Genomic DNA, 12,884 nt, shown 5'->3' on the forward strand with positions numbered 1-12,884 from the left:
AGAAAAATAGCTGCTCATTGAGCGATTTAATAGCCGTCAAAAAAAGAAGAGTACCCTTTTATGATTACCATGGAAGCCTTGCAATTAGCGATAAAAGCGCGCGTAGAAGATTACAATAATAATGATTTTTCTCTAAGGCAAAGAGCTATTAGGACGTGCGCTTTGCAAGACAGCGGCAATCAAATACTGGCGCAAGATATCGCCTCGCCTTTTGATATACCCAGACAAAACCTATCGTCGATGGATGGTTATGCTATCGCGCAAGGCAGCGAACTATCGGCAGATAGCACTATCGAGATCATCGGTGAGTCACAAGCGGGCAGCGCTTATACAGATCGGCTTGTAGCAGGGCAGGGCGTACGGATTTTTACAGGGGCGGTGGTGCCTGATAGCTGCGATACTGTCATCATGCAAGAAAACACCAACTTTGCAAAAATAAAAGACACAATCGACAAAGCAAAGCCTTATCGGGTAACACTGACCCAAGCGGCCAAAGTGGATAGCAATATTCGCCGGCAAGGCGAAGAGATAGAGGCAGGTGAAGCGGTGTTGACAGTCGGTAAGCGCATAAACCCTGCTGATATTAGCCTACTTGCAAGCTTAGGTATCAGCCAAGTCAGCGTCTTTGCGCCGCTTATCGTCGGGCTACTGGCAACGGGCGATGAGCTGGTGGCTGTCGGTGATGAGCTGGCAAGTCTAGCGCAAATATACAACTCCAACACCCCAACGTTAAAGACTTTGCTGGCTGGTTTGCCGATTACCATTCGCGACTACGGCATTATCCCTGATGATTTGGATAAGACCACGACTGCTATTAATGAGGCTATGCAAGACTGTGATGTGCTAATCTCGACCGCTGGCGTGTCGGTGGGTGATTATGATTTTTTGACTACCGTCATCGAGCAGCTTGGGCAAATTAACCATTACAAAGTGGCAATGAAGCCTGGTAAGCCTTTTGTGTTTGGGGAGCTGGCTAAAGATTTGGATAAACCAGTACTGTACTTTGGCTTACCTGGTAACCCCTTATCGACAGTCGTTGGTACGCTACAGTTTGTGCTACCGGCACTATGGCAATTATCAGGCGCGCGCGTATCTGAGCAGCCGATGCAAATACATATCAACGCTAAACTAACAAACGACATCAAAAAATCAGTCGGTCGCAAAGATTTTCAGCGCGGCGTATTGATGCAAAACGCTACAGGCGAGTATGAAGTGGAGTGTTTTGCCAGGCAGCAGTCGCATAGAATCAAACAGCTTAGCCTCGCCAACTGCTTTGTCGTGTTGGACAAAGACAGTGGTGATGTCGCAGCAGGTAGTAGAGTCACGGTGCAACCTTTTCCTTGGCTCCATCAGACGAATAGATGAGACGTATAAATCGTAATTGGCAGTAAATTATGAATGATGACAAGCTTAGCATCGGCCGTGCTCAACCGACTATATCAAAGACCGACCCGTTACTTATCGCTTTATAGAATTTATGCAGACAAGCGACAACAGCGATCTGTTTTTTGCCCAGCATGCGCATTCGGATAGTATTATCGATTATCGGTGGGTAGGTCAGTTGTCACTTTTTTGATTATTTAAATCTGTATGTGAAGGAGTTTTTATGAGTAAGCCTGCCACCCATTTTATACCGCTTAATATTGCTATTTTAACGGTTTCTGACAGTCGTACGCTGGCAGAAGATACTTCGGGTCAGTACCTAGCAGGCAGCCTGACCGAGGCAGGTCATAACTTGGCTGATCGCAAGCTCATTAGCGATGATATTTATCAGATACGAGCAGTGATTAGCGGCTGGATTGCCGATCCAAACGTGCATGCGGTGATTACCACGGGCGGTACGGGGTTTTTTATCAGAGATAGCATGCCAGAGGCGGTGAAGGTCTTATTTGATAAATCGATCGATGGTTTTGGTGAGATGTTCCGCCTGATCTCAAAAGAGGAGATTGGCATGTCTACGGTGCAGTCGCGCGCCGTTGCAGGCATGGCAAATCATACCGGTATTTTTTGTTTGCCAGGCTCATCGGGCGCGTGCCGTACAGGGTGGGAGAGTATCTTGAAAGAGCAGCTCGATAGCCGTACGCGTCCGTGCAACTTTGTACCGCATTTTATGGCACAAAACCCGACTCATAATTCACATGACTGACGTTATAAAAGACTCGGCTCATTTGGCAGGCGTGGTCATTTTGGCAGGCGGCGCGTCTACACGGATGGGCGCGGCAAAAGCCCAGCTTAGATTGCCGACAGGTGAGCGTCTGCTGGATTATCACGTCAGACACACGCTGAATTTGGCTACGTTTGATACTGGTAATAATAAAGATATCCCTATTATGATTGCTGATAATGGTCGCGGATTTGACGTTGATTCAGCACTCAAATCTAGCCAGCCGCAAGCCGCTATCATGCACATTGCTGATTATACTAGCGCTGATAGTCAAGATAAAAACCAAAATGAGAAGATTAATAAAAAGATTGATGATAATATCAAGACGGGCGGGGCATTGGTCGCTATCGAGTCGGCTTTGCAAACGGTAATAAAGTCTCAATCATTAAATGCGTTAACAGAAAATCAGTCATTATGGTTATTGGTGATTAGCTGTGACAGCTTGATACCAGCCATCGACTTATGGCAAAAGTTGCAGCCGATAGCGACTCAAATAACCAAAAACCAAGCAGCTGATAAAAAGGTGATTTGCTTAGCTGATGACAGTCACTTATATCCGTTGTTAGGGCTTTATCGATTAAGCCTTGAGCCTGATTTAAAGGCCTATATCGATAATGGCGCGCGGCGAGTTATGCCCTTTATCACACCTTATTTACAAGCGGCATCTTTTCCAAACAGTTGGCAGTATTTGACCAACTTTAATACGCCTACAGACTTTGAGCGCGCCTGCCACTCGCTAAGTACTCTATAGCGTGGTATTTATCACCCCAGTCGCAGGCGGCTAGGCAAGGGGGTAGAGATAGTAAGTAGAAACCATGAGTAGAGATAACATATGACAGACAACGTCCACAGCCATTCTATGACCATCAAACACAGCGTTGATGAGGTCTATACCCATCGTTATCCCGCGTATGATGCCTGCCGCTGGATACTCGATGCCATTAAGGCTGATATTCCTGTATGGAAGCAAGAGTATTACAAGGATGCGCCCTCTAAATGGCTGAGCAACAATGGTTAAAGTAGCCGTTTTATGTGGTGCGCTATTGGCCTTAAGTGCTTGTACGTCAAAGAGTGCTACCGATACCTCTACTGATAATGAATCTAAGCAATTGCAGACGCTACGTATCGCCGCCGCCGCCAATTTATCGGATGTACTGCCTGAGGTTATTGATGGCTATCAAACCGCTAATAAGCTGTCCAAGGACAATATAGAAGTCACGTATGCCTCATCTGGCAAGTTGTATGCGCAAATAATAGCAGGCGCGCCTTATGATATGTTTTTATCAGCCAATCAAGAGTTCCCTGCTAAGCTTGCTGATAAGATTCCCAAAGATAGTACGACGCATCAACCTTTTACCTATACGCAAGGTCAGCTGGCACTATATAGCGTCAACAAACCTTTGGATGAATTTGGTCCAAAAGCGCTGAGTGATATGTTGATAAGCGACAGCAGTAGCAAGATTGCTATCGCCAGTCCTGAGCTTGCACCTTATGGCGCGTCGGCACAGTCTTACTTGCAGGCGCAAAAGTTATATGACCCTTTAGTGCAGCAAAAACGCATAATACAAGCAGAAAACATCGGGCAAGCCTTTCAATATGCGTATACAGGCAGTGTCGATTATGGCTTTGTCGCGCAATCACAAATTAGCGCTATCAATGCGAAACCTGAGCAATTTATTACCTTAGCGCCTGAGTCTTATCCGGCTATTTTGCAAGATGGTATTATCATTAGTGATAAACCTGCTACCATAGATTTTACGAACTATTTGCGTTCAGCCGAGGGGCAGCGATACTTCTTACAAGCAGGGTATTTAACCGTGCAATAGCAATCTCTTAGATACAATAAACCTTTGTGAATACAATGAGCCATGAGAAATGACATCATGATAGATTCATCGCTAATGTCAGACATGCTCGCGCCTTTCTTAGTCAGTCTTAAGCTCGCCACCGCCACCACTTTGTGTCTACTGTTTTTTGCCACTCCTGTGGCCTATTGGCTAGCCAAGCCCAGTCGTGGACGTATCATTGCACGGGTAAAGGTAGTGCTGATGGGTATTATCGCTATGCCGCTGGTCTTGCCGCCCACTGTGATTGGGTTTTACTTACTGCTTTTGCTAAGCCCTAGCGCTGGTATCGGTCACTATCTTCATGAGCACAATATTAGTCCGCTTATTTTTACTTTTGAAGGTCTAGTAGTTGGCTCTATTATTTACTCACTGCCTTTTTATATACAGCCATCGTATGCACAGTTTTTGCGTATTCCCCAAAGTGTCACAGAAGTCGCGCATCTTTTAGAACCCAGTCGTCTGCGCCGCTTCGTCAAGGTAGCCTTACCGCAAGCGCGCGTGGGTATTATTTTGGGTAGTTTGGTGAGCTTTGCCCATACCATTGGTGAGTTCGGTGTGGTACTGATGATCGGAGGTAGTATCTCAGGTGAGACCAAGGTAGTGTCGATTGCGATATACGAGCAAGTCGAAGCGCTCAACTATGAGGCAGCGCATATGATGTCTGGCATTTTGATTATCATGGGCGTGGTAATGGTGGCGTTGATTGCTAGTGTGAGTCGCATGAGTCAGCGTCCATAATACTAAAATACCTGCACGCCCGTTGGATGATTATAACTATTGCTAACACAAAATAGATGCTTATCGAGAGGTAGTTATATTAGAAGGAACATAGACAAAAAACACAAACACAGACACAAACACAGACACAAAAAAACCCCAAACAATCTAATGCTTGAGGCGAAACTTGCTTAAACCCAAAGGTCTAAATTCGTTTTAAATATGGCGCAGCGGACGGGACTCGAACCCGCGACCCCCGGCGTGACAGGCCGGTATTCTAACCAACTGAACTACCGCTGCTTAGGTCGTCTTAGCATCTTGCCTTTATAAAAGGCCCGCTTGCTAGTAAGTGGTGGGTGATGACGGATTCGAACCGCCGACATTCTGCGTGTAAGGCAGACGCTCTACCAACTGAGCTAATCACCCGCTCTGTGGGTGTGTATTATATAGATTTAGATATGGCTGTCAAACGATATTTTGATTATTTTAGCAAATAATCGAAAATATATTTTTAAGCCGTTGATTTATTGTCATAAAATCTAAAAAAACAACAGTGTTTTCTGTAAAACACTTATGATAGTTATCTGTTGTTTGAAGATGAAAAGCTACTATACTACTGAATGTTTTATAAAGGTCATTGATTTTATCTGAATGGTTGGAGGCGAGCATAGATACTTTTGCTATTGAACAGTACTTTACGACTTGGTCTTGGGGCGATTTTGCCGGATTGGGTCTGGTATTGCATATTGTGCTGATGATAGTAATGACGCTGCGTATCGTATCTGTGCAGCGTAATATCGGCGTGTCTATCGCTTGGGTTGCGGTTCTTTATACATTGCCGGTGTTTGGTTTTATCGCCTATATTTTGTTGGGTGAGCCGATGATTGGCCGCCGTTATCGTGAGCGGGTGGATCAAGCCAGTCTATTGATGAATGATATGGCACGGCGTGAGCATTTGGTGTTTGATCAAGGTCAAGAGCTGCTACCGCCCAACTATCGCGGTGTCAGTCAGATAGGGACGCGCTGGACAGGGTTTGGCGTGTTTCCAGATCACAATATGCAGCTGTTGACAGAGCCGAGCGCGATCTTTAACAGCTTAATCGATGATATCAATGCCGCTCAGCGGACTGTTTTTATGGAGTTTTATATTGTCTATCCAAAAGGGCAGGTACTAGAGCTGATAGAGGCGCTGGCGGCGGCGGCGCGGCGCGGGGTAGAGTGTCATCTGTTGGCCGATAGTGTGGGCAGTTTTAGCTTTTTTAATAGTAGCGCGCATCGTACGCTTGAGCGGGCGGGGGTGTTTGTCCATCAGTCGCTTCCTGTGGGCTTATTTAAGACGCTCTTTAAGCGCTCTGATTTGCGCAATCATCGCAAGATTGTGGTGATTGATGAGTATATTGGCTATATCGGTAGCTTTAATCTGGTGGACCCAAGGTTTTTTAAACAAAACAAAAACGTCGGTCAATGGATTGATGTGGCGATTCGGGCGACCAGTCAGCAAGCGATTAGTATCGCGACGGCGATGGCAAAAGTGGTGGTGACCGATATCGGCGCCGAAAACAACGAAAACCTAGATGCGCTCAATCAGCGAGTCAATAACTATACGCGAAAGCTCTATGTGATGGATCCGACCATCAACGACTTAAACAGTCGCGTAAAAGTATTGAGCGATCACATTGATTATCACGAGCAGCCAGATATTGGCTCGACGTCGATTGTGATACCCAAAAAACCAATCGTAAAAGGCGTGTTGGCGCAGCTCATACCCTCAGCACCGCAAGTCACAGCACATGTGATTTATAACACTTTGGTGACGGTCATTCATCGCGCCAATAAACGCATTCGCATTACCACGCCGTATTTTGTGCCTGATGAGGCGCTATCAGGAGCGCTGACCATTGCCGCAAAGCGCGGGGTCGAGGTGACGCTGATTGTACCGGAAAAGGTCGATTCGTTTTTGGTGCAGCACGCCTCACAAGCGTATTATCAAGAGCTGCTAGAGGCGGGGGTCAACATCGCTTTGTTTACAGGCGGACTGCTGCATACCAAAACGGTGGTCGTCGATGATGACTATTGTCTCTTTGGGACGGTAAATATTGATATGCGCAGCTTTTATTTAAACATGGAGGTCAGCTTGGCGATTTATACGCCAGAGATGGTCGCACAGGTGGCAGAGTGTCAAGAGGTGTATTTACAAAGCTGTCGCTATGTGAGTCTTGAGGCGTGGCAGCAGCGGCATGGTGCGGAGCGACTGTTTGATAACGTGGTGCGTCTGTTTAGTCCGTTATTGTAGCCTGTGGTATTTTAGGATAAGGTAAGCAGGCGCTCGCTGCCGCTTAGTAAGTAAGCTGGTCGATAAATGCGCTGTGTTACCGATTTTTGACTAAATTTTTGAATATTTAAATAAAGGACACGCTGGTTTATGGCTGCATCGCCCGTAACGCCCCTTGATTATATGGCAGCTGGTTATTGGCAGGATTTTTTGGCCAATCGTCCTATCGCAGGCGGTATGGCTTATGAAAGCCAGCTGCGCGCTTGTATGCTGGATGAGTCGCTGGCAAGCTTGCAGCGCGTCGATACCTTGCTGTCTCAGATACGCCGCGAGCTGATCAAAACAGAGCGCTGGTCTGAAGAGATGCTGCTGGTTGATGAGCACTATCGCAATTTGATGGTGTTTTTGGCGTTTTATGCAGGTCGCGTGCTGGCGCAGCACTGGCAGCAGACGCCGCACTGGTACGGGCAGTTTGAATTAGGCAAGCGTTATCCTGAGCTTGCGCTCATTCGTGAGGATTTTTATCAGCATATGGCGGTCGTCTATCGTGAGGATAATGAGGCGACTGAGGCGACTGAGGCGGATAAGCCGCCGTTGTTTTTTGCGTTAGAGCCTATCGGGCTGCGGCTGTTTGGCCATATCGATCGCCCCTTTGTTGCTGTGCAAGGTGATCAGGTGGCAAGCGGACTATATCAAGCGGTGAGCGCCAGATTGCCTGCGGCACATAAGCCCAGCATTCATAGCACTGATGCACTCGATACCGCGCCCTCTTTTACCAAAGACAGCATCACTATAAATAAGGATGCTGACAGCCGCAATAGCGCTGCTGGCATCGATAGCATAGACCGCCAAGTCAGTATCGATGATGACACAAAAGCAGGCGCGCGCGTCAGTACCGTGCCCACGGCAGATAGCCAAATTGCCTTCAGTGACGTATCGCTCGATAAAGCACAAACCTCAATTAGTAACTTATCCCATGACGCATCAATGATAACTGAACCTGCCTCGCCGCGCACTCAGCAACCAGCACCTTCAACGCTCCAGCTTTCAACACCTCAGCCTTCAAAACATCAATCACCCCAATCATCCCAAGCACCCCCAGAACCATTGGCACCGAACGCCAAACTATCGCCTACGCCCGAGCTGTTTACTCAGCTAATGTCTGAGCTAAAGGACATTGAGGTCATGCAGAGCGCTGGCGAGTCAGACTATGAGCAAGCCAGTCGCATTCTAGAGCAGTTCGAGCAGTATATTGCCAAGCAAAACACACCACGCGCGCAGGTGAAATTTGCCCCAAAGCATTTGGCTGTAAAAAAACAAGCACTACTCAAATTACAAACCGCAGCAGAGGCGGGTAATACTGCTGCCATGCTACGCTTGGCAATGTATGAGCTGCTCGGCGAAGGTGTCACAGCCGAGACAGAGGCGGCGCTGGCAGCGGGCGCTGAATGGGTCAAGCAAGCGGCAAGCAAAAACGACAGCCGTGGTCAGCGTTTGCTAAGTAAGATGTACTACCAAGGACTGGGGGTGGCGCAAGATATCGACAATGGTAAATATTGGCTCGAGCAAGCGGCAAAAAACGGTCATGCAGAAGCAGCAAGTGTGCTCGAGCAGTGGCAGCAAGCGCAAGCGCTGATCACCACCCAAAAACAAGAGCAGCATAGTAGCAAGCGCTATCAGTTGCTGCTCGCTTCTGTCGTTATGGTGGCGATACTGATATTTATCATTGTTTAACATATAGTCGTTTCAATCTAAAAAGAACACAGTACTGCTGGGATGAATTTTTTGAAGCCTCTGGAGTGCAAAGCGCACAGCAAGCGAGAAAAATTTATACCAGCAGAACGCAATTCTTAACGTTTCCCTTTTATTTTGGACTGCTTATACTGATGGCGGGCAGTAATTAAAGGCGTGTTGTTCAGTGTCAAATTGAGGTAGAATTGGCGCGTTTTTTATTGGCATTTTGTCATCATTGATTCAATCTGAAAAACCCATAGCAGCCAAGTACAGACATATACGAGTGTATCGGTATGTGTAATACTTCAAGCGCGTTTAATACTGTCATTCTTTTATAGTGGATTGACCATATAATCTGATTCATTACCAATCTGGGCGACGTTATGTCATCTTCTCCTACGCCATCTGAGCACGTTTCGCAGAGATCTGATTCAGTATCAGGGCTTAATCATGCGGTGTATCAGCCGCCGTTTTATTATCAATGCGCCATCAATGTCCTAAAGCCCTTGTATCGACTGCAAGTATGGCGACGCTCGCACCAGCGCGACAACTATCAGCAAGAAGTGGCGCAGCGCTTTGGTAAGCATTATCCCTCGCCTCCTATAGCTGTGAGCGATAATATGACGCATCATGGCGTTATCTGGTGTCATGCGGTTTCATTGGGTGAGACCAATACGGTCGCGCCGCTACTGGAGGCGTTATTGGCAGCGGGTTATCAGATATGGTTGACCAATACCACTCAGACGGGTTTTGCCCGTGGTGCCAGCCGTTTTGCTGATGAGATTGCCCAAGGCCAGATGAGCCATAGTTATGTGCCGGTCGATAGCCCTGTCGTGATTGAGACGTTTTTGGCACATGTACAGCCTATAGCGGCATTGTTTGTTGAGACAGAGCTGTGGGCAAATATCTTATCTAAATTGGCCGAACAGCGTATTCCCAGTATTTTGGTCAATGGCCGGCTCTCAGCGTCTTCTTTTGCCAGTTATCAAAAAATTGCTGCTGTCAGTCGTAGTATGATGAAAAACCTTACCTTAATCATCGCGCAAGACAATGAATCTGCTAAGCGCTTTCGGCAGCTCGGTGCCAGCAGTGCCCAAATCCGTGTGGCAGGCTCGCTAAAATGGGTCATCAATGCGCCAAAGCAGGACAGCAGCGCCAGTGAGCCGCGCGTAGATGAGCAAAGCAATTCGCTGCACGGTAGCATCAGCGATCAGACGAGTCTGGCCGAGCGATTTGGAGTCACCGGTCGTCCGATTTGGGTGGCGGCCAGCACTCACAGCGGCGAAGAAGAGATCGCCCTGTCACTACAGCAGCAATTGTTGTCACAGGCGGCACTGACCGATACACTGCTTGTACTCGTGCCCAGACATCCTGAACGCTTTGATGAGGTGGCCGAGCTCGTCAAAAAGTCGGCATTGACGATGGCGCGGCGCAGTCGTGATGAGTCGATTGAGGCAGCCACGCAAGTGTATGTGGCAGATAGTATGGGCGAGCTGATGATATGGTATCAGCTTGCTAATGTGGCATTGGTCGGTGGCTCGCTTGTCGATATCGGCGGACACAATCCTGTGGAGCCGGCAAGTGTGGCCACGCCTGTCATCATGGGGCGCTATACGCAGTCGTGCCAAAGCGTGGTCGACAAGCTCGCTGAGGTTGGGGCGCTGTATCAGCCGTACAATGCTTTTTATCGTCCTGTGACGACCTCTCACGCGCATACTTCTCCTGACACGGCGGCACCAGCTAGTCTCACAGACGAGGCATGCGCGTCTGCCGCCCATACTGCTGGCGACATCCGTGCGGAAACCACGCTGATTTACCAGCAGTTAGCCGCTTGGCTTTATGATCTGGCACTGGCCAAACGGGCAGGGCTTGCAGGCGAGCGGCTGACCAGACAACAACAATCCGTACTGACCCGTCAAGTGACCATGATAGAAGAAGTGACTGCCCAGCAGTCGCACCAAGAGCCTTTATGAACTGTATCTTATTGCCCAGCGACAACTTTTCGGCAGACACCGCTTATATTGATGACGCGGCGCAAATCACGCACGTCACTCAAGTACTGGCAGCCACCGCCGGAGATAGGCTGAAAATAGGCCAGCTCGGTGGCCAGCTCGGTACGGGGCAGATAGCAAGCATGCACTCTGATAAAATCGAGCTATGCGATGTACAGCTGAGCTGCGCACCGCCCAAAAAGCTTGATTTGACGGTGGTGTTGGCGCTGCCACGGCCAAAGGTCTTACGCCGCCTAATCATGGATATGACGGCGCTAGGTGTGCGACATATCGTCCTGATTAATAGCTACCGCACCCAAAAAAGCTACTGGCAAAGCCCGATGCTCGATCGTTTGGATGAGTTTGTCTTAGAGGGGCTACAACAAGGCGTCGATACCATCGTGCCGCGTATCACGTTGGCCAGGCGTTTTAAGCCGTTTGTCGAAGATGAACTGGCGGGCTTGATCACTTGCCGTGCCATCGTGGCGCACCCGTACAGCGCGCAATCATTTGCCCAATACGTCCAGCCGTCATCATTGACGCTACCGAGTTTGGTTTGTATCGGTAGCGAGGGCGGCTGGATAGATTATGAGATTGACTTACTTGCCAAGCAAGGCTGTACGGCAGTCACCATTGGTCCACGTATCTTACGTACTGAGGCGGCGGTCAATGTCATCTTGGGTCAGTGGTTGCTCTAATTGCTATGTTTGTGTTGGGAAGACACGGCCTAAAAATACGGCAAAAATGAGCGGAGATGGGGGCTAAGTCTCGCTCAAACAAATTTATTGATAATTAATCTCATTTCTATTAGTATGTTGTTTCCATATATTTAGGGGTTATCAATCGCCAGTGACGGAACTTGCTAGTAGCTGGCATGACTATTCTGATATGCCTGACATGATTATTAACGTCTTGTGTCAGCGTGTATTGCAGCAAGTGTTGTTATTGATAACATAACCATTGTATATCGTCGCCATTTTATCTATCTCACCTTTTTTATAGCACTATTATGGGGAAAACCATGTCATTGAACACCATCAGCACTACGCGTTCTGCTTCTAAGCTTACTTTACCTGTTGTCGTCTGTGGCATGATGCTCGGACTAGCGGGTTGTAGTAATTCCTCAACGACAGAAGAGAGCGCCGAGACTACGGCCAGCGAGAGCACTGCGCCGCAAGCGACCACCGATGATGCCACAAGTGCAGATGGGCAAACCATTACTATTTATTCTTCTCGTAATGAGCAGCTGATCAAGCCGCTGCTTGATCGTTATACCGAAGAGACAGGCGTAAAAATTGAGCTGGTAACGGACAAGACAGGCCCGCTAATGGCGCGTTTGCAAGCAGAAGGCCAAAACACGCCAGCTGACATGCTATTGACCGTCGATGCGGGCAACTTATGGCAAGCCGCGCAGCAAGGCCTGCTCCAGCCTGTGGCTTCGACGGTACTCGAAAACAATGTCCCTGCCAAATATCGTGACCCAAAAGGCCAGTGGACAGGGCTGTCACTACGCGCTCGTACGATCTTTTATGATCCAAGCAAGGTCAGCGCCGATCAGCTGTCAACTTATGCAGATTTGGCTGATCCAAAATGGAAAGGCAAGCTATGCTTACGTACCTCAAAGAAAGTCTATAACCAATCATTGGTTGCTAGCATGATTGAGCACTTGGGCGCAGAAAAAACCGAAGAAATCATCCGCGGCTGGGTAGATAACTTAGCCACAGATGTGTTCAGTGATGACACCAGCATGCTAGAGGCGATCGCGGCGGGTCAATGTGAGGTCGGTATCGCCAACAGCTACTATTATGGCCGTATATTGGACGAAAAACCAAACTTCCCAGTAAAAATATTTTGGGCCAATCAAGGCACCACTGGTACGCATGTAAACGTCTCAGGTGCCGGTGTGGTCACAGGCTCAGACAATCCAGATGGTACGCTAAAGCTGATCGAATGGTTGTCTTCTGATGAAGCCCAAGGAATCTATGCCAGCTCTGACAAGGAGTTTCCGGTCAAAGAAGGCGTGGATGAGTCTGAGATGCTAAGATCATGGGGCAGCTTCAAAAAAGACGACATCAATGTACAAAAATTTGGTGAGCTGCAAACCCAAGCCATTCAGATGATGGATAAAGCGGGTTATAAATAGATCTCGATGACTGATG

At 48.1% G+C, this 12,884-nt stretch carries 10 protein-coding genes, 2 tRNA genes and 2 pseudogenes; 12 read left to right on the forward strand and 2 right to left on the reverse strand.

The window, feature by feature from the left end:
* The first annotated feature begins 60 nt into the window (after positions 1 to 60).
* The 7 genes and pseudogenes from JFC05_RS04250 (at position 61) to modB (ending at position 4,749) form a co-directional block, all read left to right on the forward strand.
* Complete coding sequence (locus JFC05_RS04250) at positions 61 to 1,365, forward strand: molybdopterin molybdotransferase MoeA (protein WP_198335903.1); 1,305 nt, start codon at positions 61 to 63, stop codon at positions 1,363 to 1,365.
* A 67-nt stretch (positions 1,366 to 1,432) separates the two neighbouring features.
* Positions 1,433 to 1,546 (forward strand): annotated as a pseudogene (locus JFC05_RS12940) (GTP 3',8-cyclase MoaA); the annotation flags it as partial.
* A 60-nt stretch (positions 1,547 to 1,606) separates the two neighbouring features.
* Entirely contained in the window at positions 1,607 to 2,146 is a 540-nt protein-coding gene (gene moaB / locus JFC05_RS04255) for a molybdenum cofactor biosynthesis protein B (RefSeq protein WP_198335904.1), read from the forward strand.
* Positions 2,139 to 2,915: a molybdenum cofactor guanylyltransferase gene (gene mobA, locus JFC05_RS04260; protein WP_198335905.1), complete on the forward strand. Its 777-nt coding sequence runs from the start codon at positions 2,139 to 2,141 to the stop codon at positions 2,913 to 2,915. The genes moaB and mobA overlap by 8 nt, the downstream gene beginning before the upstream one ends.
* A 135-nt stretch (positions 2,916 to 3,050) precedes the next feature.
* Positions 3,051 to 3,182, forward strand: a pseudogene (locus JFC05_RS04265) (molybdenum cofactor biosynthesis protein MoaE); the annotation flags it as partial.
* Positions 3,175 to 3,990, forward strand: coding sequence for a molybdate ABC transporter substrate-binding protein (modA, locus tag JFC05_RS04270; RefSeq protein WP_198335906.1), 816 nt, complete (start codon positions 3,175 to 3,177; stop codon positions 3,988 to 3,990). The pseudogene JFC05_RS04265 and the gene modA, both read left to right, overlap by 8 nt.
* 42 nt (positions 3,991 to 4,032) lie before the next feature.
* Positions 4,033 to 4,749 carry a molybdate ABC transporter permease subunit gene (gene modB / locus JFC05_RS04275; protein ID WP_420850558.1) on the forward strand — a complete coding sequence of 239 codons (717 nt, stop codon included), beginning with the start codon at positions 4,033 to 4,035 and terminating at the stop codon, positions 4,747 to 4,749.
* Positions 4,750 to 4,951: 202 nt separating this feature from the next.
* Here modB and JFC05_RS04280 read toward each other — a convergent pair.
* Positions 4,952 to 5,028, reverse strand: a tRNA-Asp gene (locus tag JFC05_RS04280).
* A 50-nt stretch (positions 5,029 to 5,078) separates the two neighbouring features.
* Positions 5,079 to 5,154 (reverse strand) — tRNA-Val (locus tag JFC05_RS04285).
* A 211-nt stretch (positions 5,155 to 5,365) separates the two neighbouring features.
* Here JFC05_RS04285 and JFC05_RS04290 point away from each other — a divergent pair.
* From JFC05_RS04290 to JFC05_RS04310, 5 genes are all read left to right on the forward strand, one after another.
* On the forward strand, positions 5,366 to 7,021 hold the full coding sequence (locus tag JFC05_RS04290) for a cardiolipin synthase (protein WP_227697400.1): 1,656 nt from the start codon (positions 5,366 to 5,368) through the stop codon (positions 7,019 to 7,021).
* 129 nt (positions 7,022 to 7,150) lie between these two features.
* The gene (locus tag JFC05_RS04295; protein WP_198335907.1) at positions 7,151 to 8,734 is read left to right on the forward strand and encodes a tetratricopeptide repeat protein; all 1,584 of its coding nucleotides are present in this window, start codon (positions 7,151 to 7,153) and stop codon (positions 8,732 to 8,734) included.
* Between the two features lie 383 nt (positions 8,735 to 9,117).
* A complete protein-coding gene (locus tag JFC05_RS04300; RefSeq protein WP_198335908.1) occupies positions 9,118 to 10,707 on the forward strand; it encodes a 3-deoxy-D-manno-octulosonic acid transferase in 1,590 nt (529 codons plus the stop codon).
* Entirely contained in the window at positions 10,704 to 11,423 is a 720-nt protein-coding gene (locus JFC05_RS04305) for a 16S rRNA (uracil(1498)-N(3))-methyltransferase (RefSeq protein WP_198335909.1), read from the forward strand. The genes JFC05_RS04300 and JFC05_RS04305 overlap by 4 nt, the downstream gene beginning before the upstream one ends.
* Before the next feature lie 323 nt (positions 11,424 to 11,746).
* Entirely contained in the window at positions 11,747 to 12,868 is a 1,122-nt protein-coding gene (locus JFC05_RS04310; protein WP_198335910.1) for an extracellular solute-binding protein, read from the forward strand.
* Positions 12,869 to 12,884: the final 16 nt, after the last annotated feature.

Origin of the sequence: Psychrobacter celer, from assembly GCF_016107555.1 — a bacterium.
GTDB lineage: Bacteria > Pseudomonadota > Gammaproteobacteria > Pseudomonadales > Moraxellaceae > Psychrobacter > Psychrobacter celer.

Excerpts from the sequence above, each read along its gene's own strand:
- JFC05_RS04250 (WP_198335903.1), top strand. The coding sequence starts at position 61 with ATGATTACCATGGAAGCCTTGCAATTAGCGATAAAAGCGCGCGTAGAA.
- moaB (WP_198335904.1), top strand. The coding sequence starts at position 1,607 with ATGAGTAAGCCTGCCACCCATTTTATACCGCTTAATATTGCTATTTTA.
- mobA (WP_198335905.1), top strand. The coding sequence starts at position 2,139 with ATGACTGACGTTATAAAAGACTCGGCTCATTTGGCAGGCGTGGTCATT.
- modA (WP_198335906.1), top strand. The coding sequence starts at position 3,175 with ATGGTTAAAGTAGCCGTTTTATGTGGTGCGCTATTGGCCTTAAGTGCT.
- modB (WP_420850558.1), top strand. The coding sequence starts at position 4,033 with ATGAGAAATGACATCATGATAGATTCATCGCTAATGTCAGACATGCTC.
- JFC05_RS04295 (WP_198335907.1), top strand. The coding sequence starts at position 7,151 with ATGGCTGCATCGCCCGTAACGCCCCTTGATTATATGGCAGCTGGTTAT.
- JFC05_RS04300 (WP_198335908.1), top strand. The coding sequence starts at position 9,118 with ATGTCATCTTCTCCTACGCCATCTGAGCACGTTTCGCAGAGATCTGAT.
- JFC05_RS04305 (WP_198335909.1), top strand. The coding sequence starts at position 10,704 with ATGAACTGTATCTTATTGCCCAGCGACAACTTTTCGGCAGACACCGCT.
- JFC05_RS04310 (WP_198335910.1), top strand. The coding sequence starts at position 11,747 with ATGTCATTGAACACCATCAGCACTACGCGTTCTGCTTCTAAGCTTACT.